At 39.6% G+C, this 26623-nt stretch carries 24 protein-coding genes, 1 pseudogene and 1 riboswitch; of the genes and pseudogenes, 13 read left to right on the top strand and 12 right to left on the bottom strand.

Annotation, left to right across the window (positions count from 1 at the left end; all coding sequences use genetic code 11):
* Both A2003_RS13435 and A2003_RS13440 read right to left on the bottom strand, forming a co-directional pair.
* Positions 1–266, bottom strand: a pseudogene (locus A2003_RS13435) (acyl-CoA dehydrogenase N-terminal domain-containing protein); the annotation flags it as partial.
* A 481-nt stretch (positions 267–747) separates the two neighbouring features.
* Entirely contained in the window at positions 748–1125 is a 378-nt protein-coding gene (locus A2003_RS13440; RefSeq protein ID WP_112987481.1) for a heavy-metal resistance, read from the bottom strand.
* 130 nt (positions 1126–1255) lie between these two features.
* Between A2003_RS13440 and baeS the strand changes: the two genes are divergently transcribed.
* Together baeS and A2003_RS13450 are read left to right on the top strand one after the other, a co-directional pair.
* Complete coding sequence (baeS, locus tag A2003_RS13445) at positions 1256–2923, top strand: sensor histidine kinase efflux regulator BaeS (RefSeq protein ID WP_112987482.1); 1668 nt, start codon at positions 1256–1258, stop codon at positions 2921–2923.
* 47 nt (positions 2924–2970) lie between these two features.
* Positions 2971–3654 carry a response regulator gene (locus A2003_RS13450; RefSeq protein ID WP_004908887.1) on the top strand — a complete coding sequence of 228 codons (684 nt, stop codon included), beginning with the start codon at positions 2971–2973 and terminating at the stop codon, positions 3652–3654.
* Positions 3655–3698: 44 nt separating this feature from the next.
* Here the strand turns inward: A2003_RS13450 and A2003_RS13455 are convergent, their stop codons facing one another.
* The 4 genes from A2003_RS13455 to A2003_RS13470 all read right to left on the bottom strand — a co-directional run bounded on the left by A2003_RS13455 (position 3699) and on the right by A2003_RS13470 (position 8698).
* Positions 3699–4775 carry a hypothetical protein gene (locus A2003_RS13455; protein ID WP_286687483.1) on the bottom strand — a complete coding sequence of 359 codons (1077 nt, stop codon included), beginning with the start codon at positions 4773–4775 and terminating at the stop codon, positions 3699–3701.
* 597 nt (positions 4776–5372) lie between these two features.
* Complete coding sequence (locus tag A2003_RS13460) at positions 5373–5954, bottom strand: L,D-transpeptidase family protein (protein WP_286687484.1); 582 nt, start codon at positions 5952–5954, stop codon at positions 5373–5375.
* A gap of 10 nt (positions 5955–5964) precedes the next feature.
* Positions 5965–7407: a protein adenylyltransferase SelO gene (locus A2003_RS13465; RefSeq protein WP_286687485.1), complete on the bottom strand. Its 1443-nt coding sequence runs from the start codon at positions 7405–7407 to the stop codon at positions 5965–5967.
* Between the two features lie 121 nt (positions 7408–7528).
* The gene (locus tag A2003_RS13470) at positions 7529–8698 is read right to left on the bottom strand and encodes an acyl-CoA desaturase (protein ID WP_286687486.1); all 1170 of its coding nucleotides are present in this window, start codon (positions 8696–8698) and stop codon (positions 7529–7531) included.
* 211 nt (positions 8699–8909) lie between these two features.
* Here A2003_RS13470 and A2003_RS13475 point away from each other — a divergent pair, with 211 nt between their 5' ends.
* Positions 8910–9437 (top strand): META domain-containing protein, encoded by a 528-nt coding sequence (locus tag A2003_RS13475; RefSeq protein ID WP_234856899.1) that lies wholly within the window; start codon positions 8910–8912, stop codon positions 9435–9437.
* Between the two features lie 22 nt (positions 9438–9459).
* Here A2003_RS13475 and A2003_RS13480 read toward each other — a convergent pair whose 3' ends face one another.
* The 3 genes from A2003_RS13480 to A2003_RS13490 all read right to left on the bottom strand — a co-directional run bounded on the left by A2003_RS13480 (position 9460) and on the right by A2003_RS13490 (position 12739).
* Positions 9460–10179 carry a glycerophosphodiester phosphodiesterase gene (locus tag A2003_RS13480; RefSeq protein WP_286687487.1) on the bottom strand — a complete coding sequence of 240 codons (720 nt, stop codon included), beginning with the start codon at positions 10177–10179 and terminating at the stop codon, positions 9460–9462.
* A 21-nt stretch (positions 10180–10200) separates the two neighbouring features.
* Positions 10201–10788, bottom strand: a complete 588-nt coding sequence (locus A2003_RS13485) for a cob(I)yrinic acid a,c-diamide adenosyltransferase (RefSeq protein ID WP_286687488.1) — start codon at positions 10786–10788, stop codon at positions 10201–10203.
* Between the two features lie 94 nt (positions 10789–10882).
* Entirely contained in the window at positions 10883–12739 is a 1857-nt protein-coding gene (locus A2003_RS13490; protein WP_125318589.1) for a TonB-dependent receptor plug domain-containing protein, read from the bottom strand.
* A gap of 37 nt (positions 12740–12776) precedes the next feature.
* Positions 12777–12989: riboswitch (cobalamin riboswitch) on the bottom strand.
* Between the two features lie 118 nt (positions 12990–13107).
* Between A2003_RS13490 and A2003_RS13495 the strand changes: the two genes are divergently transcribed.
* Genes A2003_RS13495 through A2003_RS13505 form a run of 3 tightly spaced genes read left to right on the top strand, consistent with a single transcriptional unit; the run spans position 13108 to position 15499 of the window.
* On the top strand, positions 13108–13764 hold the full coding sequence (locus A2003_RS13495) for a phosphoribosylanthranilate isomerase (protein WP_039047065.1): 657 nt from the start codon (positions 13108–13110) through the stop codon (positions 13762–13764).
* Positions 13748–14977, top strand: a complete 1230-nt coding sequence (gene trpB, locus A2003_RS13500; RefSeq protein ID WP_004908869.1) for a tryptophan synthase subunit beta — start codon at positions 13748–13750, stop codon at positions 14975–14977. The genes A2003_RS13495 and trpB overlap by 17 nt, the downstream gene beginning before the upstream one ends.
* Before the next feature lie 9 nt (positions 14978–14986).
* Positions 14987–15499: a DUF1543 domain-containing protein gene (locus A2003_RS13505; protein ID WP_004683100.1), complete on the top strand. Its 513-nt coding sequence runs from the start codon at positions 14987–14989 to the stop codon at positions 15497–15499.
* Positions 15500–15547: 48 nt separating this feature from the next.
* On the opposite strand, the gene A2003_RS13510 is transcribed toward A2003_RS13505, so the two are convergent.
* Entirely contained in the window at positions 15548–17329 is a 1782-nt protein-coding gene (locus A2003_RS13510) for a bifunctional metallophosphatase/5'-nucleotidase (protein ID WP_075696783.1), read from the bottom strand.
* 214 nt (positions 17330–17543) lie between these two features.
* Here A2003_RS13510 and A2003_RS13515 point away from each other — a divergent pair, with 214 nt between their 5' ends.
* A complete protein-coding gene (locus A2003_RS13515; protein WP_039047035.1) occupies positions 17544–18539 on the top strand; it encodes a DUF2804 domain-containing protein in 996 nt (331 codons plus the stop codon).
* A gap of 39 nt (positions 18540–18578) precedes the next feature.
* Here the strand turns inward: A2003_RS13515 and A2003_RS13520 are convergent, their stop codons facing one another.
* On the bottom strand, positions 18579–19454 hold the full coding sequence (locus tag A2003_RS13520) for a metal-dependent hydrolase (protein ID WP_075696782.1): 876 nt from the start codon (positions 19452–19454) through the stop codon (positions 18579–18581).
* Between the two features lie 116 nt (positions 19455–19570).
* On the opposite strand from A2003_RS13520, the gene A2003_RS13525 reads away from it, so the two are divergent.
* Positions 19571–20593, top strand: coding sequence for an AraC family transcriptional regulator (locus A2003_RS13525; RefSeq protein ID WP_039047034.1), 1023 nt, complete (start codon positions 19571–19573; stop codon positions 20591–20593).
* 35 nt (positions 20594–20628) lie between these two features.
* Here the strand turns inward: A2003_RS13525 and A2003_RS13530 are convergent, their stop codons facing one another.
* Positions 20629–21960, bottom strand: a complete 1332-nt coding sequence (locus tag A2003_RS13530) for a Na+/H+ antiporter NhaC family protein (protein ID WP_004908865.1) — start codon at positions 21958–21960, stop codon at positions 20629–20631.
* A 275-nt stretch (positions 21961–22235) separates the two neighbouring features.
* Between A2003_RS13530 and trpA the strand changes: the two genes are divergently transcribed.
* From trpA to A2003_RS13555, 5 genes are all read left to right on the top strand, one after another.
* A complete protein-coding gene (trpA, locus tag A2003_RS13535) occupies positions 22236–23039 on the top strand; it encodes a tryptophan synthase subunit alpha (protein WP_286687489.1) in 804 nt (267 codons plus the stop codon).
* Positions 23036–23932 (top strand): acetyl-CoA carboxylase, carboxyltransferase subunit beta, encoded by an 897-nt coding sequence (gene accD, locus A2003_RS13540; protein ID WP_004908863.1) that lies wholly within the window; start codon positions 23036–23038, stop codon positions 23930–23932. Before trpA ends, accD begins: the two co-directional genes overlap by 4 nt.
* Positions 23929–25215: a bifunctional tetrahydrofolate synthase/dihydrofolate synthase gene (gene folC / locus A2003_RS13545; RefSeq protein ID WP_286687490.1), complete on the top strand. Its 1287-nt coding sequence runs from the start codon at positions 23929–23931 to the stop codon at positions 25213–25215. Before accD ends, folC begins: the two co-directional genes overlap by 4 nt.
* Entirely contained in the window at positions 25206–26240 is a 1035-nt protein-coding gene (locus A2003_RS13550) for an SPOR domain-containing protein (RefSeq protein ID WP_125272103.1), read from the top strand. Before folC ends, A2003_RS13550 begins: the two co-directional genes overlap by 10 nt.
* Positions 26241–26315: 75 nt before the next feature.
* A partial coding sequence (locus A2003_RS13555; RefSeq protein ID WP_502685966.1) for a DUF6929 family protein occupies positions 26316–26623 on the top strand: 308 nt, incomplete at its 3' end.

Consider the following 26623-nt stretch of genomic DNA (forward strand, 5'->3'; position numbering starts at 1 on the left):
TCGATATATTTTTGATACGCTTCTTTGAAACCAGTAGGCGTAGTGACAACACCGTCATTCCAAGTACAACCTTCACGGTCGCCTGATTGGTTGATAGGAGAAAGTTCATTCTCACAGAAATCTGCCGCTGCTTCTAAATATTGATCAACCAATTCACGGCTTACGGTGCCCTGAAATGCAGGCAGTTTTGCGTAATGTGCTTCAGCATTTAATAATTCGTGCAATACGAACTGCATATCACGTAAGGGTGCTTTGTATTGTGGCATAGCGGGTTCCTCAATACTGGTCAAACCAGAGTTATAATCTTAGTCAATGATAAATGTGCCCAATTAATGGCACCATTTTGTACCCCTAATCGTGCAACAAGTTATAGTTTGGTACAAGCTATTACAGGTCATTTCTTAGTGACTGCGAAGTCAAAGATTGTCATTTTGCCTGTATAAGCACTGAGATTGTATGTGTTTTTTCTAATTTTTACTTGTACTGCTTGTTTAAAATCGTAAGCAGCTGTGTAGTGGTTATTTTGATCTGAATTAATGATGATAATGTAAGTGAGATCATCGGAATCAATATTTTCACGATTTATTATGGCGCAACTTTGCAGACTTTCATCAGATTTTTATTTTTAGATTAATTTTTAGAAAATGAAAGTAACCAGTACTCTTGAGTAATTATTAGTTATGATTTTATAAGTGTCTCGTATGCATTGATAAAAAAAGGCGCTGTGAAACGCCGTAAGGAAGAGGGTTAAGTAGTTGGATGCATTTGACGCTTAAATTGTGATTGATCAGGGCTGAAACGGACTTCACAAGTACCTTCGATGACACGATTATTCCATTGAATATTCACGCGTTCACCAATGCGCTTTCCTTGACATGCTTGTTCGATCTTCGCTTTTTGAGCTTGATGATGTTGACGCATTTGTTCACGTTGTTCTAAACGCTGCTCACGCTTAGCTTGCCACTCGGCACGCTGTTCAGGGCTAAGATTTTGGCGCTGCATTGTATTATGTCGATGATGATCTCTATTCATATTTTGTTCAGCAGGCGTAGTGGATTGGCAAGCTGCTAAAGCTAGTGTTGAACCGAGAACTGTGCTTAAAATTGCAATCTGAGTCTTCTTCATTTTTTATCCAGTAAACTACTTGCTCATTGATGAGTTAAAGATTAGACAATAATGATGAAGAAACAATGGAGAGTTTTTTTCTGACATGTTGGTTACAATCAAAAGATAGATCCATGTTGAGACTATATATTTGAGTATTCGTCGTATTCCTATAGCTTTACGCTTATTCCTAACCGTCTTGTTAACAACGTTGTTGATCGCCACGATTAGTTTGGGGATTTTACATTGGACGATGCAAAAGAACTTTGCTCGATATGTTGCCGATGTGGAAATGCAAAAGTTAGATCGTTTGATTGCCAATTTGGGGAATGTATATAACGTTTATCAAGATTGGGGGAATGCGATTCAGGCGCAAATTTTACAAATCGAAGGAACTGCCGCACCAGATGACTATGATCGTTTATCACAGTGGTGGTTGCGTCGTCAGTACGACATTGCTTTGCAGCAAAGATACTTTAATGAACACACTTTATTAAGCATGTCTCCAAGCTTATCGCAAAATAATCAGGAAATAAGAAATCGCCAAATTTTTAATAGCGAAGAGCTGAATATCCTCAAGCAAAATCTGCCGTCGGAATATCAACCATTTGAGGGTTTAAAATTTCCATTAAGTCCAAGTCAATTTAAGTTAAAAAAAGATAGTTCTGAGCAAAAGTCTAATAAGCAAAATGATGATACTCAAAATGGAAAAAAACGTTTTGTTTCGATTCCAGATCGATTGGGATTGAGTTCTCGCTTGTCTCTTTATGATGCAAAACATCAATTTGTTGTTGGTGAACCCGCGACAGATCAAATCTCTTACCGTCCGATTATGGTCGGGCAACAAGTAGTGGGTTATTTAGGTTTAAAGCCTGTGCTTGATCAAGATGATGCCTCAAGTATTAATTTCTTTAGTAATCAGAAACGTTATTTATTCTTGGTTTATGTGCTGACTGTATTGTCGAGTTTGGTTGCAGCATTGTTGATGGCAACTTATTTTAAAAAGCCAATCCAGCGCTTATTAAAAGCGACCTCAGAATTGACCAAGGGTAACTATCAACATCAGGTAGCGATTAAGCGTAATGATGAATTAGGTGATTTATCTAATCAGTTGAATCATTTGGCTGATATTTTGCATCAACATGAAGAGTCACGTCGTCAATGGGTTGCTGATACTTCGCATGAGTTAAAAACGCCTTTAGCTGTATTACAGGCACAAATTGAAGCGATGCAGGATGGGATTCGTAAGGCAACACCAGAGCACTTAAATGCCATGATGTTGCAAGTCTCTAGTTTAAAAAAATTAACTCAAGATTTAGCTGATTTGGCTCAAGCTGATGCTCAACAACTTAAATGTTATTTTGCTGATGTAAATCCTTGGGAGATTATTCAGCAAGAAGTTGAAAACTTTAAATCAACTTTTGAACAGCATCAGTTAGAAGTTTCACTTTCTGGCGAAGGAGCGATTCTTTCATTAGACCGAGATCGATTTAAGCAAATCATTGTTAACTTGTTAGGAAATAGTGTTCGCTATACCGAACAAGGTGGGAAAATACAGATTCATACTCAACAAAATGCTAAACAGTGGATATTGTATGTGGATGACAGCCCATTTGGTGTGAATGATGAGCAGTTAGCGCGTTTAGGCGAGCGTTTCTATCGTGTTGATGATTCTCGTACTCGGAGTACGGGAGGGACGGGTTTAGGCTTGGCTTTGTCTTGTAAATTGGCACAAGCATTGGGTGGTTCACTGACATTTGAGCATTCACCATTAGGTGGTTTGCGTTGTGTTCTGACTTTTCCAAAACAAATCAAATAACTTTTTATTCCTCTATTTCTGAGGATGTGATGTATAGGATGTAGACCATGAAACATATTATGTTGGTTGAAGATGAAGTAGAGCTAGCACAGTTGGTTCGAGATTATTTAGAGGCTGCTGGTTTTGAAGTCAGCATGTTTCATGATGGTCAAGATGCTTATACTCAATTTCAGCAACGCAAACCAAGCCTGATGATTTTAGATTTGATGGTGCCACGTATGGATGGATTAACGATTTGTCGTAAAGTCCGTGAGCAATCAGATTTACCAATTATTATGGTTACTGCACGTACTGAAGAAATCGATCGTGTGTTGGGGCTGAATATGGGGGCTGATGACTATATTTGTAAGCCATTTAGTCCGAAAGAGTTAGTTGCGCGAGTGCAAGCCGTGTTACGTCGCTTAGAGCGAAAAGCTGAGCCTGAACAGAATGATTTATTCCGTATTGATAAAGCTCAGCAACGAATTTGGTATCAACAAAAAGCGCTGACGCTAACGCCAACAGAGTTCCGTTTATTAGAATTGTTTTTAGAGCATTTAGGACAAGTCTATTCACGTGCGCAGCTTTTAGATCACATTAATCCTGACAGTTTTGATGTCGCGGATAGAGTAATTGATAGTCATATCAAAAACCTTCGTCGCAAAATCACAGAAGCTGCTGATACAGGTAATCGTCATGAGTGGATACAAGCCGTTTATGGGGTTGGTTATCGTTTTGAATACCCTGAATAATTTTATGCTAGCCTTATGTAGATCATAAGGCTAGCTTTTCTTTTTTAGAAACACACCAAGAAACACATGATTTGTGACTTATCTAAACTTACATTAATCGTATCGCCATCTTTGGGGATGGTCACAGGTTTCTCAAAAGAAGTCCCTTCTTTCACAATATAATTCCAGCGAGCAATTTGGTCGTTTGAGCCGACATATTGATTCCCCACATAAACATCAGTTCGCCCAACAACTTCAGTATGGCTAACATTTTTTTCATAAGAAAAATTTGCAATGAGAATGTATTCACCAGCAGGTAAGTTGGTAAATTTAAAACGTCCTTGATCATCTAAGATACGCGTAGACATGAAATGTTTGAGAATAGATTCTGGGATATGAGTTGGTAGCTTTTGATCACGTTTAACTTTTTCATACCATGCTTTAAATTCATCTGTCATCCAGATTAAACCAACGGCTTGTGTTCCTTTGGGTGGATATTGTTTTTTTGCAAGAATTGCACCTTTGTAAAATGCTTGTCCTGCGATCGTTGAATTACCAACAGGGCGAATTTCAGCTGTTGCTTGTTTCAGTGATTTTATTTTGACCGCTTTACCCGAGAGACAATCCTGCATCGCTGTTCGTGCTTGAGCTAAACCATCATAGTCAAGTGTGTAAATCGTGGCATTGTTCAATTTTAATTGTAGGTTTTTTTCTTGATCACGCATAGATTTAAGCGTTTGCTGAATATCTCCTGTGTTAACTGCAAGCATACCTGTACTTGAACTTGGCAAAAGTTGAGCTTTTAGGGGTGTCGCAGCTAAATCTTGCTGTCGGAGTTCGACTCGCATCTCTTCTGCTGTATGCGTGGTAGGAATGCTTTTACCTTGAAATAGGATCGTTGCATGTGAAGTTTTTTTTGTAGCACCAAAAATAGAAAAACTGTTTTCAGTATCTTTAGTAGAAATAAATCGAATAGCACAGTTGAGTTTAGGCTGGTTTAAGTCTTGTTTTAGCATCCAAACGCCAAGAGGTGATCTTGAAATGATTTGTGTATCTTCGTCAAATGAAGGGGCGGCATGCAGCAGACACGAACTGGAAAGTGCAAAAGCAAATAGTATTTTGGTAAGTGTGTTGAAAGGCATCTGAAAACTAATCCTAATCATGTGTAGTTTATTGTTTTAAACCCAATTCGCTATGTTTCATTTCAATCTAAATGTATATGCTAAATTCACCATGAATTCTAGTCACAAAAGCTGAGTGCTGATCCAAAATTTAAAATCACCAAATCTTGGGAGGAGATTATATTGTGTTGTTTGAATTTTATACAAATTTTACTATCTTAGGTCTAAGACTTAAAAGACTAACAACGAATTTCATTGTGAGCTTATTGTTTACATAACTTTGTTAGGGCGTTTGGATGTGTAGAATTCTTTCACAAAGAGATAAATCTAATAAGAAAAATGAGCCTTTAATTTTATCCTGTGGATAACCACAGTATTATCCACAGAAAATGTGGATAGTTTGATAATGATTTTGCAGAAATAATCTACTGATAAAGTACTTAGATAATCAATGAACGGTCTAGTATTAAGCGTATTTTATTAATTTACAAAAGCTTATGCTGATTTTTTAAGTGCTAGGGGATATAAATCTAGATGATGAACTTATGCTGTGACTAAGCCTTGTCCAGTTTAATCACAATATTTATCTCTAACACAACTTCAATGGGCTTGATTCAATTATGGATGAATAATTATTTGCGTGCCATTTTTAACAAGTTGCCAAATTTCATCCATATCAGCATTTGTCACGGCAATACATCCTAAAGTCCAGTCTTTACGAGGCATATAAGTGGAACTCGCAGGGAATGCTGTTGCAGGAGTAGAGACTGTGCGATGAATCATCACATCACCGCCCGCTGACTTTTGCCGTTGCTTTGCATAAGCGAGATCATTCGGATTTGGATAGGAGATATGCAAAGATTTATAATAAGCACTTTGAGGATTGCGCCAGTCAATTGTATAAGTGCCTTCTGGTGTTTTACCATCACCTTCAAATTGTTTATGCCCAATCGGATTGAAGCCTAAGCGAATCGGATAACTTCGAATGATTTGATCATGGTGTTTGAGTTTCAGTTGCCGTTGTTGTTTAAAAACTTCTATTGTCGTTACAGGCTTAGTTTTATTAATCTCTTCTATTTCTTTAGCTGAAAGGGGTGGGTGAATAGGAGCTAAGTTAGGAATAAACTTTTCATATTTATAAAAAGCTAATCCTAACAAAATAACCAGTAATGCAAATCCAATAGCCAGCCCTAACTTCATACAATATCTTCTATGATGAACAACTTACTGATATTTCAGGTACATCACTCGGAAGTGGGGCAGTATCTTGTTCGGTTTCTAAGTCTGATTTTCGTGTGTAGGGTTGATTTAGCAACTTGAATAAACGATCAACTTCACTAAAGTCTCCACGTTCCGCTTGTTCAATGGCTTTTTGAGCCATGTGATTACGCAAAATGTATTGAGGATTCACTTGTTTCATTACAGCATCTAATTCATCCGTATCCTGATGTTCTCGAATTGTTTGATACTGTTGGAGAAAGCTATCAAACTGACGGATATCTAAACAATCATCACGAAGAGCTTTATATTGCTTATCCTGAAGGCGAATAAAACTTTGCGTATAGTCCAGTTGTTCTGTTTGTAATATTCGTAAGAATGCAAAACTGCAATCCAAGCTGTCTTTATGGAAATGTGGCAGTCCCATTTTTTGGCACAAGCCTTGACCATAATGCTCTAAAAAAACGGGCTCAAACTGTTCTAAACATTTTGCCAAATCCAGTTTGAACTGTTCTTTTTGTTCGGTTTTGGCTAGTGGAATCAGATTATTTAACCACGTCCACAGATTCCAGTGTCCAATGCTTGGTTGATTCTGATAGGTATAACGCCCCTGATAATCTGAGTGGTTATTGATCCAATTCGGACGGAAACGTTCCATAAACCCATATGGACCGAAATCTAAAGTTGAACCTGTGATATTGAGATTATCAGTATTCATCACACCATGAGCAAAGCCCACCAATTGCCATTTCGCGATCATGATTGCAGTACGCTCAATCACGCTTTGAGCAAATGTGAGTATTGGATTCTCTGATTGTAGGCATTCTGGATAATGCCATTCGATACATTTTTCAGTGAACTCGGTTAATAATTCAGGTGCGTATTGATTGATCCATTCAAAATGACCGAGACGAATATGACAATCCGAAGTGCGTAATAACATCGCACCAAGCTCTAAAGTTTCACGTTGTACGCCTTGCGTAGAGGTAGTGAAACCTACCGCATGACTTGAAGCTACACCAAGTGCATTGAGTGCATGACCCGCAAGATACTCTCGAATTACCGAGCGAAGAACGGCACGACCATCACCCATACGCGAGTAGGGAGTAGACCCAGCACCTTTTAAGTGTAAATCGATAGTTTCGCCATGCTTATTGAGTATTTGTCCAATCAATAATCCTCGACCATCACCCAATTGTCCTGCCCATTGACCAAACTGGTGACCCGCATAAACCATGGCTAAAGGTGGAAAGTCGCTGAAGGTTTTTTGACCGCTGCAAATTTTAACCCAGTTAGATTTATCATCTGCATTCCAAAGTAATTCATCTGCCAGAGCCTCATTAAAGTGACCTGCTTTTGCACCACGTAAAGGACTTGGTTGTTGCTGGTGATAGAGCTTAGGATTCAGTGAATTGTAACGGGGATTAAATTGCATAAAAATAAGGTCAAGAGATGGGCTGAGTAATCACTATATCAAATATAGGTTTGAATAGGCGAATTGGTTATAGGCATAAAAAATGGCCTCATCGAGAGACCATTTTGATTGAGTAAATTGATTACTCTGAAACAGGTGCTTTTTTGATATTTCGCACTAAAGTTTCTAAGCATTCGCGGTGATGAGCAAGACGATGCTCAAGCAGTTGGAAATCAACTTTAAGCTTATGATCCATTTGATGAATCTTTTCAGCCATAGCTGCTTTTTTAGTTTGAAGTTCTTGCTCTTTCAACTTAGCCCAATCATTTAAGGTATTGGTAAATGCTTCATATTCTTGAGCAATACGTTGTTTCATCTGAGCAATATCTGTATTGACATCGTGACCATAAATCGCAAGGTCTTGTTCAGCATACTTAAACTTCATCGCAAGTTCAGCTTTTTGGATGTTGAAGCTAGGAATGCGGCGTAAGTTTTTGGCTAAACCAAGTTTAGAGCTTGTCCAAATTAACCATTTAGTAGGATCATATTGCCACCATTTTACGCCATTACGGTAATCGTATTGGAAAATATGGTGATAATTATGGTAACCCTCACCCCAAGTGAGAATGGCTAAAATGAAATTGTCACGTGCTGTGTTTTCGTCAGTATATGGACGTTTGCCCCACATGTGACAAAGAGAGTTGATGAAGAAGGTAACGTGATGGCTAATGAATAAACGAATTAAACCACCAAGTAGTAATACGCCCCAAACATCGCCAACAAGCCAACCGATTGGTAATAGAAGACCTGCATGCACTGCGATCACTAATGGAACATAATATTTATGTTGGAACATGACGAGCTTGTCATTTAACAAGTCAGGTGCATTTTTATAGTTTGGTTCAGCCGCAGGGTAGTTACGCAACATCCAACCCATGTGTGCATACCAAAAACCGTTATTGATCGAATAAGGATCTTGATCAACATCATCAACATGGCGGTGATGAGTACGATGACCTGAAGCCCAAAACAAAATACTGTTTTGAACCGCAAAAGTACCAGCAATCATCAGTAAGATTTTAAGAGGTAAAGCTGCTTCATAAGCACGATGTGCCCATAAACGGTGGTAGCCAGCGGTAATACCTAAACTGCTTACAGCCAGTAAAAAGAACATGCTAATCCATGCGCCCATACTGAAGTCATGATGGTAGCTATAGATTGGAACCGTAATTAGCGCAATGATTGGTAAAAATACCAATGCAAAAATTGCAATCCAATTAATGGGTGCTTTCTTGAGTGGGGCGGAATTCATATCCGTCAGCGCTCCTAATAATCTTGTTTGCACAAGATAATAAAACTAAACGAGATAGCAAAACCAATCATGACGATATATTGCTATTTTATCACTGATATTAGCATGCCCAGATTCATAAGCACTAGTATTATTGTACAGTTGTATCGAAAGAACAGTAACAGAATTCATTTGTGAATATGGTCAATGAATTAAAAGGTGAACTAAATCAATGTCTGAGCAAATTACCGTGAAAAATATCATTTCTTATTTGAAGGCATTTTTTAACAAAAGTTTAATCATATCGACAGCTCTTGTGATTTCGGCTTGTCAAAGCCAACCACAAACGACCCAGTCTAAAACCTTGCAGCCAAAACGTGTGAATCAACTTCCAACGCTACAAGTTCGCAAGAGTACAGATGGTGTGCAAGATGTAACGTGGCAAATTACTCACATTCATAACAAAAGGGCATTATTCTTTAATCAATATCCAAGTTTTGCTCTTAATTCTGCAACAAATCTAGTCTCTGGTCATACAGGGTGTAATAACCTATATGGTCGTTATACGTATAACTTTGCGCAACGCACATTAGATTTTGACGTGATGGCTGGACACAATAGTTGTGACAAGGCTTTGGCCCAAGAAGCTGATTTAATGGACTCCATGCAGCGTGTGAAAAAGTTTCAGTTTGATGGGACGAATTTATATTTGTTAGATGAAAAAGGTCAGCGCCTAATTCAAGCCCAACGCCAAAGATAAAGACGACTTAAGTCGTCTTTTTTTACAGTTTGAGGTGTTGCAGCATGAGTTGAGGGACATCTGTAATCAACCCCTCTATACCGAGTTGTTGAAGATGTTTTGCTCGATCAATGTCATTCACAGTCCAAACACTGATTTTTAAATTCGCATGTTGGGTGAGCTTGATGATCTCATCAGTGGCAAGCTGGTCTTTCCAACCTATTTGCTGACATTCATATTGTTGAGCAAGTTCAATGGCATATTCACCAATTGGAATTTCAACCAATAAACCGCGTTTATAGTGACTACGAGTGTGTTGTAAGGCAGCTAAAATTTTGACATCAAAACTAGTGATCGTTGCTGAAGTCTCAAAACCTTTTAAATCTTGATGTAATTGCTCGATCAGGCGTTCGGCAGCAGCTTCATCTGCGACTGCTTTGATTTCCACTTCGATGTGGTCAAAATCTGTTAGGCATTCTAATACATGCGGCAAACTCGGGGTGTATTCTTCAAATATCCAATGCTGCCATTGATGGCGATGATCAAATTGTTGAGCTTCAGATAAATCGCAGCTTTCAACATGTTGTGCTCGACCTGTGGTACGCACAAAATCATCATCATGAATAACTACCAGTTGCCCATCTTTGAGTTGACGTACGTCAAACTCGACTGCACGTATCCCCAGTCCATGTAGATAGCGAAATCCACCTAGTGTATTTTCAGGGGCTTCGCCTCGTGCACCACGATGACCAATGATTTGCATTTCGACTCACCTTAGAAATAATTATGCTTGTTCAATGCTGTCATTAATGTTCTTTTGCCAGAGTACTTCGCTACCGCCTTCTGCACGTTGCAAAGCACGGGAAGCAACAAATAACCAGTCTGATAGACGATTCAATAGCTGTAAAGCCGTTGCTTGAATATTTTGATCACGACTGTGTACTGACATTAATGCACGTTCAGCACGACGACATACAGCACGTGCCTGATGTGCATAGCTACATGCCAGGCTACCTGAGGGTAAAATAAACTCTTTGAGCATCGGCAGCGATTCGTTCATTTGATCAATTTCATTTTCAAGGAATTCAATACAAATCGGTTGGAGTAAATGATAGTTTGGAATACAAACCTCACCACCTAAATCGAATAGCCAGTGTTGAATAAGACTTAAGCTTTTGTCCCACTGGGTTTTGCTTTCTATTTGGCTAGCTGTGATCTGAGCACGAAGTACACCAATCGTTGCATTCAGTTCGTCAACATCACCCAAGGCTGTAATACGCAAATCATCTTTAGCCACACGTGAACCATCTCCAAGCCCTGTTGTACCTGAGTCGCCAGTGCGAGTGTAGATCTTACTTAAACGATGTCCCATCAAACTGTCCTACCAATAAAAAGGGGATAATGTCGGTCAAAACATTACCCCGAAAATGGAGTTAATAAAATATTTTTAGGATATTATTGCGCGATTAATAACGGAACGTAACGCCCACTGAAGCTAGACGACCACCATTAACGTAGTAAACACCACCACCGTTATAAGCGGTTTTGTAGTTCACATCACCGATGTTTTCGAGATTAGTGAAGATTTTGATCATTGGCGTTGGTTGCCAATATGCATTGACATTAGTAGTTACGTAACCTGGTGTTGTGGTTGGGGTGGTTGAAGGCCAGTCGGCAAAATCTTTAGATTTAGATTTCGCAACGATAGATGCTGAAATACCGTAGATTCCATCATCCCAACCAGTGGTTAAAGTTAAGCTTTGTTTCGGACGACGATTTAACTCTTTATTTGTTTCATCATCTTTGGCTTGAACATAGGCATATGTTGTATTTAAAAACAACTCATCATGTTGCCACTTAAATGATGCTTCGCCACCTGTAAACGTTGCTTTGTTAACATTAATCAGTTTGCCTGCTTGGAAGCTAATTAAATTATCCACTTTGTTACGGTAAACCGATAACCCCAAATCAATACCATAGTTTAGCTTTTGGTCTACACCAATTTCATAAGAAAAACTTTCTTCTGGTTTTAGGTCAGGATTGGCGCCCCAAGACATCGCATACAGATCATTTGTAGTTGGCGCGCGGAATGCAGAGCCAATATTCGCATAAACACTTGTTAGTGGTAATACTTGGTATCTGATCGCACCTTGACCTACAGTATGTGTACCAAACTTATCGTTATCCTCAACACGAACACCAACTTGAGTTTCTATGCCATCTTGTTGATATTGATGCTGAATAAAATAACCAACAGTATCGACAGACTCTTTGTATTTTACGTCTTCTCCACCCCAAAGATTTTTAGAGTACACATCACCTTTAATGTCTTTATAGGTTGAACCCAATAAAATGTTTTGTGCAGGTGTGAATTGCCATTTGGTATAGAGTTCTGCCTCTTGAGTCGTGCTATATACGTAGTCAGGAGAATTATTTTGATTTAGGTCGTCTTTATACTGTGATAGTCGTGCATGTACAGCTAAGTTCTCTAGAATATTGGCACGTGCTTTTAGGTTAATCGCTTCATTTTTAAAGTCTTGAGAAACTAAATTGCCGTAATTGTCGTAGTCGCTGTAGCCTTCATTTTCACTATAATCAACAGAAGCAGCATAGTTTTCTTGTTCTACACCAATTTTTGCACTATAGCCTTTTTGATCAAAACTCGCTTTCTTTGCGTTTTTAGCATCAGTGACAGGCGTACCATCAGTTTCTAAACGTTGACCACGCAGTTGTGCATAAAAACCATTTTCTGCTAGGTCTGCACCAATTACAGATTTATAAGTTTTATTTTCACCGATCTCACCTGTTACAAAAGCTGAAGTTTTTTCAGGTGTTTTTGAGATGAGTTGTACTACACCGCCAATAGCATCCGCACCGTATAGAACAGATGCTGGACCTTTTAATACTTCAATTTGTTTGATGTCAGTGGTATCAATAAATGGAAGAGAAGCGGCGCCAGATGTATTTGAGTTAAGGCGAACACCATCTCTTAATAATAGTGTGTGATTTGAATTAGTGCCTCGTAGAAAGATTGAGGCTGCTTGTCCGTAACCACCGCTTTGGACCATATTGATTGAGGCATCTGTTTGTAACAATTGCGGTAATGATGCAATTGGAGATTGCTCAAGAATCTTCGGTTCTATGATGTTGATACGGGCAGGGACATCACTAATTTTTTGTTCTGTACGTGTTGCTGTGACAACGATCGTACCGAGTGATGCAGTTTTATTAGTTGATACGGTTTGAGCAAAAGCAGCTGAACTTAACCCCATCGCAATAGCGATAGCCCCAGCCAAATGTGCCGGTTTTAAATGTGTAGACATGATGTCGCTCCATACATTCACCCATCGTGAATGTTAATGTGGAAGTAAACAACAAGCAGGTCTCCGGACTTCACTATATCATCACAATCGTGATGCTATTAATCATCTTCCCACATCATTCAGATGCAGTGATTTGGCTTAGAGCTGAGATTAATAATTCGGTGTTACCGTTGCGAGGGCAGTGTTGGATTTGCACCAACTTCCCTATAAGCAAAAGATTTTGCTTTAGACTTGTTGCGAGATTGAGCGCAGTATAAAGTGTTCACGTTTTTTAAACAATCGCATTTCAGACTGAACTTTGCCCCAAGCTGGTTAAATTGGATTACAATGCGGTGCAATCAAATTTTAATGCTAAAATTGGACTTATTATGCGCCAAATTCAAAGCCGAACTCGCGCCAAGATTTGTGGCATCACACGTGCACAAGATATTCAAGCCGCAGTAAGTGCTGGCGCAGATGCAATTGGTTTGGTTTTTTTCCCTCCGAGTCCAAGGCATGTCACTATTAAAAATGCACAGGAACTTGCGAATCTCGTTCCTCCCTATGTGCAATTGGTGGGTTTATTTGTCAATGCAAGTGCACAAGAAATCCAAACGGTGCTTGATTCAGTTCCTTTAGATGTATTACAACTACATGGCGATGAAACCCCTGAGCAATGCCAACAAATTGCTGCGCAATGTAAGCGCCGTTGGTACAAAGCGATTCAAGTTAAGCCTGATTTAGATGTTGTGACTGAAATTCAACGTTATGAAGCTGCGGGAGCCAGTGCAGTACTTTTAGATGCATGGCATCCTCAGTTAAAAGGTGGGACGGGGCATTGTTTCGATTGGAATCAATTTCCTCAACTTGATATCCCACTGATTTTGGCAGGCGGTCTAACCCCTGAAAATGTGAGTGAAGCTATACACACTACGGCTGCTTTTGCTGTAGATGTGAGCGGAGGCGTAGAGTCCGCAAAAGGTATAAAAGACCAACAACTCATTGAAAAATTTATGCAAGGAGTCCAACGTGGATCAGCAAAATAATGTGATTGACTACACCCAGTTTCCAGATGCTCAAGGGCATTTCGGTATTCATGGTGGACGTTTTGTGTCAGAAACGCTGATGGCTGCGCTTGAAGATTTAGAAAATCTTTATAATCGTATGAAAAATGATGAAACGTTTTTGGCTGAGTTTGATCGTGATCTTGCGTACTATGTTGGTCGTCCTAGTCCTCTTTATCATGCTGAGCGATGGTCTCAGCACCTCGGCGGTGCGCAAATTTACTTAAAACGTGAAGACCTAAACCATACTGGCTCTCACAAAGTAAATAATACGATTGGTCAGGCATTATTGGCAAAACTTTCGGGCAAAAAACGAATTATTGCTGAAACAGGTGCTGGTCAACATGGTGTAGCAACCGCAACAATCGCTGCTCGCTTGGGTATGGAGTGCGTGGTGTACATGGGTGCTGAAGACGTAAAGCGTCAAGCGATGAATGTATATCGTATGCGTTTGCTTGGGGCAAAAGTTGTACCAGTGCAAAGCGGATCAAAAACCTTAAAAGATGCATTAAATGAAGCGATGCGTGATTGGGTAACTAATGTCGATACGACATATTACGTAATTGGTACAGTTGCAGGGCCACACCCATATCCACAACTTGTACGTGATTTTCAGTCGATTATTGGACGTGAAGCGCGTCGCCAAATCCTTGAGCAAGCGGGGCGTCTTCCTGACGCATTAGTTGCTTGTGTCGGTGGTGGTTCAAATGCTATGGGCTTGTTCTATCCATTCTTGAATGATCAAGATGTCAAAATGTATGGCGTTGAAGCTGCTGGTTACGGTATTGAAACAGGTAAACATTCTGCTCCGTTGAATGCAGGTCATGTTGGTGTATTGCATGGTAACCGTACTTACCTCATGTCTGATGCACAAGGTCAGATCATTGAAACACACAGTATTTCCGCCGGTTTGGATTATCCTGGTGTTGGACCAGAACACAGTTTCTTGAAAGATATGAAACGCGTTGAATATGTTCCGATTAAGGATGATGAAGCTCTACAAGGTTTCCGTGATCTCACCAAAATTGAAGGGATTATTCCTGCTTTAGAAAGTTCACATGCGATGGCGTATGTCACTAAACTGGCACCAACAATGTCAAAAGATCAAATCATCATTGCGACTGTTTCAGGTCGTGGTGATAAAGATTTAATGACGGTAGCCCGTATTGATGGCGTCGAAATGGTTGAAATGTAAGTCAACCTCATGCCAAGTTTGTTTATGGTCATGTTGGGTGGTCGACATGCTAAAGCCATTACCGAAGTCCATGATGTGGTTATGGCAATCGGTGATGATGTGCAGGAGATCATTCCTCAACTGAAGCAAGCTTGGTTTGGTGAGTTGAAGGGTTTACATATTGACGCTTGGGCTCAGTTTTCTGGAGTTCAGACGCAAGGTGTAGATTATCAAATTCACTTCGCGCTTGCTGCCCCAGCAGTAGACGAGCAAAAGTTATATTTGATCAATCTCGGCGGATATTCAGCAAATCAATTTGGCGAGTTACATCGTTATCACTTGGTGGTTGCTACAAATACTACTCATGCTAAACAGATTGCGAAGCAGTTGATTCCACCAGAGTGGGGTAAACCACATACTGACCGTGTTATTGAGGTGGATGATTGTATCCCAATCGATCATGTTGCAGGGCGTTATGTGCATTTAGTGAAAGGTCTGTTTAAGCCGATAACTTGGCAAAATACTTATCTTCCAATTGATTAAATATCATAAAAAATGGGGAGGCGAAAGCTTCCCCATTTTTTATGTGAACTACTGAATAACTTTAATACGGTTGGTTTCAGGTGCTTGAACAGGTGAATTTTGGTTGATGTATTTTTCTAATGCATCAACGTCTTGTCCACCACCTACACGATTGGTTCCTTTTGTGAGTACAGTAAAGTTATCGCCACCATCTGCAATAAAACTATTTACGGTGACTCGATAAGATTTGCTATCCATTAAAGCCTGCCCAGAAATCATAATTTGAGTCGCACGTGGGACAGCAGTTGCATCTTTTTTATAAGCATAACTCAGCTCTTTAGACGGCTGTAATATGCGCGGTCGATCAGCATTTGCCCCAGACCATTGTTGTTCTAAAAGTTCACGGATTTGTTGGCCTGTCAGACTTAAAGTGACAATCGAATTACCAAAAGGTTGTACTGCAAATACATCTCCAAAAGTGATTTGATTATTACTGTTGGTTTGAAGGTCAGCACGGACCCCACCTGGATTCATTAATGTGAAATCAGAGCCTTGATTGCTTGCAGTTAAAGCTGCTGCCTGTTGGGCATCTGCAATTAAATTACCTAAAGCGGTTTCACCACTTTCAGCTGCATTTCGATTAATGACTGTGGTCGCAGTGCCTACGATACGTGCAGAAATTGTAGTTACAGCTTGGCGATATTTATCCAGAATCGCTTCGATACTTGGTGTCTTGTTAAATTTCTCATATAAGTTAGTCAAGTTAACCGTAGTCGTTCCAGACGTATATGCTTCGCTTTGAATTGGTACTTGTTGAGCATCTTTCTTGATGACATCCCCAGTTTTACCATCGAGCTCAAGTTTAATGTTGGTAATTGCTGTGCCGTATTGTCCTGCTGAGGTCAATAGAAATGGTTTTTGTGGGTTTAAGGTTGAATAGTCACAGATATAAGACTGGTGGGTGTGTCCTGAAACCACGACATCAACCGCAGTATCTAAACGATCTAATATTCCAGTCAAAGGTCCACTTAATCCTGCGCAGGTTTTCGCATTAAATTTAGTACTTGGCGCTACACCCTCATGTACCACTACGACAATTGCTTCAACCCCTTGCTTTTTTAACTCAGGTATAAGTGAATTGACAGTCTCGGCTTCATCATGAAAATCAACATCTTTGATACCTGCCGCTGAGACAATTGTTGGTGTTGCTTCTAAGGTCAAACCAATAAATGCAACAGGGATATTGCCATAGCGCTTAATTTTATATGCAGGAAATAGTGTTCTTTTGGGATCAGCTTTCAAAGAGACATTTGCTGCTAAAAAGTTAAATTTTGCACCAGCGAAATCTTTGTTAATTTGGCAAGGTTTAGTGGTGGTATATTGCTGACAACCACCATTTTGCAAACGACGTAATTCATCAGTTCCACGATCAAATTCATGATTACCAACCGCGTTAAAATCAATTTTGATTTCATTCATGGTTTCAATGGTCGGTTCATCCAAGAATAGGGATGAGGTAAGTGGTGAGGCACTAATTAAATCACCCGCAGATACTACGGCATTGTTAGGATATTGAGCACGGAGTTTATTGATTGCATCTGCGAAATAACTGACACCACCTACAGGAATTCGTACCGATTTATTCGTGTCAGTGGGGTCTTCAGCCTCAATAAAACGTTTCGGTGGTTCCAAATTACCGTGAAAATCATTGAAAGCTAAAATATTAATACTTTGATTTTGTCGTTCTGGTTGGGTTGCAGAACTATTTTGATCATCGTTGTCGTTACATGCTGTCAGTGCTAATACTATGAATCCCAACGCGTTGACTTTTAATAATGGATGTAGAGTCATGTTTTTTGATCGAGTGGTATAAGATTGTTTTTTAAAATAAAACTTGAGTATGAATATTTGATGAAATATTAAGCTAAAATACACCTCGCTGCTCACTTGTATTAGTCTGAACTTATTTGAGTAATTTTGATGGTTCGAGATAATGCTTGAGAAATCATAGAGCTTGGACTTTATGACGGCAATAGATGCAATGACGCAATCATGGAAATCGACAATGGATTTGATACAAACAAATGGTCAACCTCGTTATGGGCGTTTCGAACACGTTCCATCACGTATTAATTTAGATGACTATATTTATAAAACCCCTTATGGTCAGGTATTAAAAGGTTGGCGAAAACAGCTTAAATATAAGAAGTTTAAATTCTGTGGATTACAACATGAGCATTTTAGCATCGGGATTGCGATTGTTGATTTGTCATGGGCAGGGCATGCTTTTTATTATGTGTATGATCATCTTGCGCAAAAAGTCATTGAGTGGAATGCGATACAGCCTTTGGCTTTAAAAACACAACTAGACGAACAGCCTTTGTTTAGTCAAAGTTTTTTTAAAAAGTCTGCCTACCAATTTGATATGCAACATGCGAATGGTGTGCGTTATATTCAAGTGACAAAATATGGCGAAACACAGTTGAAAGCACGGATTTTTTGTGCAGGAACTGATGCTTTGAGTATGTGTTCACCGACAGGTATTAATGGATGGACGTATACACAGAAGCAAACCACCTTAGCTGTTGAAGGTTTTTTTATTAGTCCTGATCAGCAACGCATCGACTTTAATGAACAAAGCCTAGCAGCTTTAGATGATACTTGTGGTTTTCTTCGCCCAGAAACTGCTTGGTTTTGGTTGTCGTGTCAATTTAGAGATCAACAAGAGCGACGGATCGGTTTAAATCTAGCGTCAGGTGTGAACGAAAGTTTTGGCAATGAAAATGCTTTGTGGGTCAATGGTCGTCTCTATCCGCTCAATGATGTTTTATTTGAACAGCAAAACGAAACAACATGGTCAATTCGTTCTTTAGATCAACGTCTCAACCTACTTGTTGAAACAGGGTGGTGTCGTTTTGAAAATATTAATTTGCGTTTGATTGGCAGTCAGTTCAATCAATGGCAAGCGAAAGTAACAGGGACGATTGATTTGGAAGCGGTTGAACCTGTTGTTCTAAATGAACAATATGGTTTATTAGAGCAGCATTATGCGAAGTGGTAAGTTCAAAAAAACCTCCCGTAAAGGGAGGTTTTTTATGGTTTATAATCCAGCCTGCCAAAAGGCTTCGCCCGCAGCAATCGGATCATTAGTTTTTGCTAAGGTATCGATCCAAACATCATATTGACGAATAATCGGATGCTGATTGGGATGAAAGTCTTTTTTGAACCAATCGCTGTATTGTTCACGTTTAGAAGTCAAAATACCTTTTCGACCAAAGAACCAAGGTAAACCTTTACGTGCTAAATCTAGGCGTTGTTTTAAATTAAAACCATCTTTTTTCAGCATGACATCGGTACGATACATCGTAAAACCAAACATCAGAACTGTAGTGAGTACTAATGCTGAGCGTCGGGTAAATTCAGATACATCGCCCACTTCTTTCATGACATCAAAGGCAACATCACGGTGCTCCATTTCCTCGATCGCATGCCAAGCAAATAGCGCTCGAACAAAGGGATCAGCATCCGCAAGAGTTTCTTTTTTACTGTAGAAAGTATCTGCCATGAGCGCCGTCAAATGTTCCGCAGCAGCAGTCATCGCAATGTTGTACTGTGGCGAACGATATTTGAGTTCAAATTTAAAAATTTTCTTCAAACGATCAGTGAACTGATCAACAGGCATACCTTGCTCTTTCATGACCTGATTCATTTTGTCATGGGCAATACCGTGTTGTGCTTCTTGACGAATAAAGTCAGCCACACGTGCTTGCAAGTCAGGATCTGTGATTTTGTCACGAAACAATCGAACAGACTCGATGAAATAGCGCTCCCCATCTGGGAATGTCAGACTCAATGCATCGAACATACGAGTACGGAATGGATCACCACCAAACCAGAAGCGTGGTGCTTCATTTAGGTGGAAATCTAGTTTTGTTCTTACAATTGGATCAACTTGATAGGAAACATGTGCATTCATCTTTGCTCTTCCTTTTTCTTTTTCATGCACTCAGTATGGAAAAAGTCCGATGAAATGTTTTGACAGTTACAGCCAAGTTTTATACAAATAACGACATATCAGGATGAGATTGGCATATGTCAGTTAAAATTATAATTGGATATTTGCGATTGTTTAATCGTGTTCTTCAACAAGAGCAAGTCGATTTGTCTAAAGTTGTGGAACAAGAATTATGGTTAACATTTCAAAATTGTTTAGAACATCCTGATAAGCAAGATTTTGATGTAGAACGATATGTTGTACTTCTACAAGCAGCACAAAGTTATTTTTCGCGGCCCATTACACTTGTTTTGGCTGAACATGCTAACTTGCAAGATTTAGGGCTAATGGGATATTTGGCTTCGACCAGTTTAGACTTACAACAAGCATTGCAACTCTTACAACGATATTATTCTTTGGTCTTTAAGCAAACAAATCTAGAACAATTGAGCGTGCAACAGTTTGCCGAGTACATCCAAATTGTTTGGGGAGCATCGTATAGTGACTATCGTGAGATGTATGAACTGAATTTGGCATTGATCTTTAAAATTGCGCAATCCATCGTACAAGATGCCCTTGTTCCACCTCAAAAAATACAGTTTGGTTATCTTCCTCATACGGCGTTGTATCATTATGAAAAGTTTTATGGATGTCCTATTCATGTACAAGCAGGGCAATATGCCATTCGATTTTCAAATCAAATTTTAAAAGCGAAAAGTATTGCAGGAGATCAACAGCTTAATCATGTGCTATCCACACAGGCACAACAATCTTTAAATAGTGTGACTTCTTCTGAGTTACAGCAACAACAATTTAGACAGAAAATACAAACTTATATCGAGCAGGGATTGGCTCAACAAGAAGAGGTCTTGCAAAGTTATGTTGCTAAACGTTTGCATTGTTCTGAGCGAACTTTGCAACGTCAACTAAAAGCTTATCAACTTAACTTTCAGGATATTTTAGATCAATATCGTTTAGAACAAAGTAAGTTGTATTTGCAGCAAGGAAAATCCCTTTCTGAAATTGCTGAACGGCTAAATTATGCAGATCAAAGTGCATTTGGACGTGCTTTTAAACGGTGGACTGGTGTGACACCGAAACAGTTTTTAAAGTCTCTTTAATTTTAAAATCAAAACTAAAGAGACTTTGCAAATGTTTAAGATGTTTTTAATCGTGGATAATTAAACAAGATCGCTAAAATCGCAAATACGGCAAGAATCCAACAATAGTAAATATGTCCAATTAACTCGACTGGCGAGAGCTTTGCAATTGAGCAAGCCAAAAGCAATTGAGCACCGTAGGGAATAATGCCTTGAATCACGCAAGAAAAAATATCTAACAGTGCTGCACTACGTTTCGGATCAACACCATATTCTTTAGCCACTTCACGAGCCATATCGCCTGATAAAATGATCGCAACTGTATTATTCGCAACAAACAAATTGGAGAAGACCACAAGAAAACTAATGCCTAATTCCCCAGCACGCTGACGACCAAATTTAAATAGACCGGTGATACGATAAATTTTTTCGATTAACCACTGTAAACCACCTTCTTTTTGCATCAAAGCAGACAGACCGCCAAGTAACATTGATAGTAGTGCAACTTCAAACATTCCCACGAAGCCATCATAAATAGAAGAATTTAATTTCAATAAATCAAATTCAGGCTTTTCAATCAGACCGATGATTCCAGATAGCACCACTCCAATCATTAAAACTGCAAGTACATGTAATCGGCTGAATGCTAGAAAAAAGACTGCTAGATAAGGCAAAATTAACCATAAATCATAAGTTTTTGATTGAATTGATTCAGCTTGTTGGCTGAGTAGCACATAAGCAATCAAGGTCATGATGGCAGCAGGCAAAGCAATCCAAACGTTGACTCTAAATTTATCTCGAAGTTCGACATTTTGACTTCTTGTGGCAGCAATCGTTGTATCAGAGATCATGGACAGATTGTCACCAAACATTGCACCACCAACGACAGCACCAATCGCATAAATTGGTAAAATGTCAGTCGCTTGAGTAAAACCAAAAGCAATCGGTGCACAAGCAGCAATTGTACCCATAGAAGTACCCATAGCAGTAGCAATAAAGGCTGAAATGATAAACAGCATGGGTAATACGAATTCAGCTGAAATCAATGACAAACCTAATTGAACTGTGGCATCAACGCTTCCAATGGCACTTGATACACTTGCAAAAGCACCAGCCAACATGAATACCATGAACATTAAAATAAGGTTCGGATGACTCGCGCCTTGAAGAAACTCTTCGATGGCTGTGTTGAGTTTCTGTTTGTATAGCAGTAAAGCTAAAATGATGGCAGGGATTGCTGCGACTGGCGCTTTTACTTGATAAAAGGCAAATTCTGTCCCAATCATTGAATGATAGAGACCACTCCCGAGAAAGATGATCAAAAATACCAATAAAGGTAACAAAGCAAGCGCATTGCTTTGCACTTTTTCCTGAGAGTAGGCAGACATAAAAAATAAAAGAATATTTAAAAATTGCGCCTAGTATAAAGGAGCTTTGGTGATTTCTAAAATGCAGGTGGTTTTCTTGAAAATTAGGAATCTTTGATCATTGAGAATTCAGCCAAAATATAGATAAATGTGTCAGGGCTGTTGTAAGTAGCAATATTCACGTTGCAATCACGTCAAAACCTGTTCAATGAGCAAAAAATAGCGTTACAATGCAGTGTTTTTGTATGTCTACAAACAACTCCTCAATTTATATAAATCAAGGAAAGCATAATCCTATGTCACGTCTTGCCACTCGTTTTGAACAGCTTAAATCTCAGCAATGTAAAGCGCTTGTTTCTTATGTTATGGCAGGTGACCCGCATCCACAGGTAACTGTTCCATTACTTCACCAAATGGTTGAAGCTGGCGTCGACGTTATTGAGTTAGGTTTACCATTCTCAGATCCGATGGCCGATGGTCCAGTCATTGCACTAGCTGCTGAGCGTGCATTGGCAGGTGGAACCAATACACTAGATGCGTTGGATATGGTCAAAGCCTTTCGTGAAAAAGATCAAACCACACCTGTTGTTTTAATGGGATATTTGAATCCTGTTGAAGTGATTGGTTATGAAAAATTTGTTGCATATGCAAAAGATTGTGGTGTTGATGGTGTACTTCTTGTGGATCTTCCACCTGAGGAGTCTAAGCAATTTGGTGAAGTCTTAAAACAAAATGAGATGGATCAAATTTTCTTATTAGCACCAACATCAACTGATAAGCGTATTCAGCATGTGGTGAATCATGCGAGCGGTTTTGTTTACTATGTGTCATTAAAAGGTGTGACAGGTGCAGCAACATTAGATACCTCAGAAGCTGCAGCTCGTATTGCGAAAATCAAAACCATGACCAACGTACCTGTTGGTGTTGGATTTGGTATTAGCGATGCTGCATCTGCAAAAGCAATGGGTCAAGTTGCTGATGCCGTGATCGTCGGTAGTGCTTTCGTTAAATCTTTTGCGACATTGCCAGCAGATGATGCTGTGCAAGAGACGGTAAATAAAGTGAAGGAGCTTCGAGCTGCGCTCGATGAGTTAGTATGAGTCAAGAGTTAACAACAGGGAAGGTTCTTAGCCCTTCAACGCCTTGGATTGAGCGTCAAGTCCCTGGTATTCAAGTTGCTACTGAGCAGCAGACATTCAAAGCAACTTTTACTGAGCCTACGATTGAATGCCCAGAGTGTCATGCATTGGTGACACGTACAGCAATGTCTTTCAATGCTTATGTTTGTCCTCAGTGTGACGAACACTTGCGTATGCGTGCCCGTGATCGCTTAAACTGGTTTTTTGATCAAGTTAATGCAGAGTTGGGACAAGAGTTTGCGGCTAAAGACCCATTAAAATTTGTGGACAGTAAACCTTATCCTGAGCGTATGCGCGAAGCTCAAGATAAAACAGGTGAAACAGAAGCTTTGGTTGTGATGCAAGGTTCACTCAAAGGTTTAGACCTAATCGCTTGTGCTTTTGAGTTTGACTTCATGGGTGGCTCAATGGGGACAGTCGTAGGTGATCGTTTTGTCCAAGCGGCTGAACGAGCAATTGAATTACGTCAACCTTTAATCTGTTTTGCTGCATCGGGTGGTGCTCGTATGCAAGAGGGTATGTTGTCTTTGATGCAAATGGCACGTACTTCAGCCGCGATTCAGCGAATGAAAGATGCACGTCTTCCGTATCTGGTTGTGTTGACACATCCTGTCTATGGTGGTGTTACCGCTTCTCTCGCAATGTTAGGTGATGTACATATTGCTGAGCCTAAAGCGATGATTGGATTTGCAGGTAAGCGCGTAATTGAGCAAACAGTTCGTGAAAAGTTAGAAGAACCATTCCAACGTGCTGAATATTTGCTTGATCATGGTGTGGTCGATCAAATTGTTCATCGTCATGCATTACGTGATACTGTATATAGACTTGTTGCTAAATTGATGAACTTACCTTGACACAGCAAACACCACATTCTGATGATACATTAACAACATGGCTCGATTATTGGAGCCATGTTCACGTTACGGGCATTGATTTAGGATTGGAACGCGTTATTCCAGTTGCTGAAAAGCTTGGAGTAATGAAACCCAATGCAAAAGTTTTTACGGTTGCAGGGACCAATGGCAAAGGCTCAACTACAACGACGCTTGCTGCGATTTTAAATGCGCAAGGCTATAACGTGGGGCTTTATCAATCGCCACATATTTACCGTTTTAATGAGCGGGTAAGGTTAGCTGGGCAAGAGGTTAATGATCAAAGCCTTATCGATGCTTTCGTACTCGTAGATCAAGCACGTCGTGAGTGTGGATTAAGTTTATCTTTCTTTGAAGCAACCACTCTGGCTGCTTTTTTGATTTTTAAACAAAAGCAATGTGATGTATGGGTTGTCGAAGTAGGACTCGGTGGTCGCTTAGATGTGGTCAATGTGATCGATCCTGATATTGCCGTGATTACCAATATTGGTTTGGATCATGTGGATTGGTTGGGCGATACAATTGAAAAAATCGCTTTTGAAAAAGCTGGAATTATTCGTCCGAATATTCCCGTGATTTTTGGTGGTAATCAACCTTTACCGCAAGCGATACAAGATAAAGCGCTTGAATCTAACGCTAATCTATACGCATTAAACCGAGATTATTTTTATCAATTAAATGATGACGGTCTGTCATGGTGTTTTGCTTCTTCAGGAACAACAATAAAGTTGCCGACAGGACATTTGGCAATTGAAAATATTTCAACTGCCGTTGCTGCAATCTTAGTAAGTGGTTTGCCTATTTCTAAATCCACAATTGCTCAAGGTATTCAGCATGCTTCATTGCAAGGACGATTTGAAATTCGTCAAATTCAAAACAAAACCGTTATTTTCGATGCAGGGCATAACCCTCATGGTGTCGAATTTTTGTTGAACCAGTTGCGAAAATTCTTAAAATACAATAAACAGTACACAGAAGTTGTGGCTGTATTCTCAATGTTGGCAGATAAAGATATTGCATCTGTAACTGATTTACTAAAAACAACAGTAAAAAATTGGTTTATTGCTACTTTAGATGTGCCTCGAGCTGCACCAATGCAACAATTAAATGAAGCATTGGCAGGTCAACAGGTGCACGAATTTAGCAGTATCCAGCAAGCGTTTGAAATCGTGTTGAAACAATGTAATAACAATCAACTGATTTTAGTCTGTGGTTCGTTTCATACTTTAGAAGCGGTCTGGGAGTATTTAGAAGAATGTCAATGAATAACAAACAACGTTGGATGGGCGGCGTTGTTCTACTTGGAGGAGGTGTTTTATTGGCAGCCTTACTTCTCAAGGGCAATGAAGAAATAGAGCAAGACAAAGCACAAGCAACAATCTCTCATCCGATTCCCAAAACTCAATCAAACTCAAATACAGCACAACCTTTACAAGATGGTGAAATGGTTTCACTCCAACCACTTGCTGTGGATGTTGAAACTGAAAAGCGATTACTTGAAGAGCAGCGCCTCGCTCGTGAAAAAGCTGTTGCAGAGCAAGAAGCCAGAGCCGCTGAGTTCTTGAAAATGCAACAAGAAGCTGAAGCTGCTGCCGCGCGTAAAGCTGCTGAAGAATATGCAGCTTTAAATGCACGCCGTAGTTCAGAGCAAGAAAGTTCAGATAATATTCCCCCTGAACTTGCAGAAGATGACAAAGCAAAAGCTCAGCGTCTAGCTGAGGAAAAGCGAAAGTTAGATGAAAAAAAGAAAGCTGAACAACAAAAGCAAGATCAACTTAAGTCAGACGCTGAAAAGAAGCTAGCGGAAGAAAAACGTAAAGCTGAAGCTGAGAAAAAAGCAGCAGAAGATAAACGTAAGGCTGAAGCAGATAAAAAGGCTGCTGAAGAAAAACGCAAAGCTGAAGCTGAGAAAAAGGCAGCAGAAGACAAGCGAAAAGCTGAAGCTGACAAAAAAGCGGCTGATGATAAAAAACGTAAAGCTGAAGAAGACGCCAAAAAGAAAGCTGAGGCTGAAAAAGCACGCGATCTTATGGAAAATGGTGATAAGAAGTGGATGGTTCAAGTGGCATTGGCTGCAAACCAAGCAAATGCAGATGCTGTCGTATCCAAGCTACGTGCTAAAGGCTATAAAGTCACAACCAGTTCTACCTCGAAAGGTATTCGTATTATGGTTGGACCTGCCAAAGATCGTGATGTTGCTGATGCAACTCGGAAAAAGATTTCTTCTGATGAAAGTCTGAATATGAAATCAGCTTGGGTAATTGACTGGGTTCCTCTAGATCAAAGATAAATAGTTGTTTAAGTAAGCTAAGTATCCTTGAAGTTGAGCTGATTGTGCGTTTTTCATCGAATATGAGATGAAGTAATGGAACAAACTGATTTAAAGATACTTGAAAAATTTAGTTTTTCGCCAGACTCAGCAATTGGAGCATTGTCTGGCGTTGCTTACTTAGGCGACTACTTATATTTCGTTGGGGATGATGTTCGTTACTTATTAAAAACTAGCCTAAAAAATAAAATTACTGCAACAACAACTTTTGAAAAAGTTCCTTTATTGGAATCATCTGAGCAAGAAGCTCTCACCGTATTAAGCAAAGCAGAAAAGCCTGATTTTGAAGCATTAAGTTGTATCATTTTTAATGAACAACTTCATTTATTGGTTATGGGCTCAGG

It is taken from the genome of Acinetobacter sp. GWC1_38_13 (assembly GCF_001767535.1).
In the GTDB taxonomy this organism is placed as follows: Bacteria; Pseudomonadota; Gammaproteobacteria; order Pseudomonadales; family Moraxellaceae; genus Acinetobacter; species Acinetobacter junii.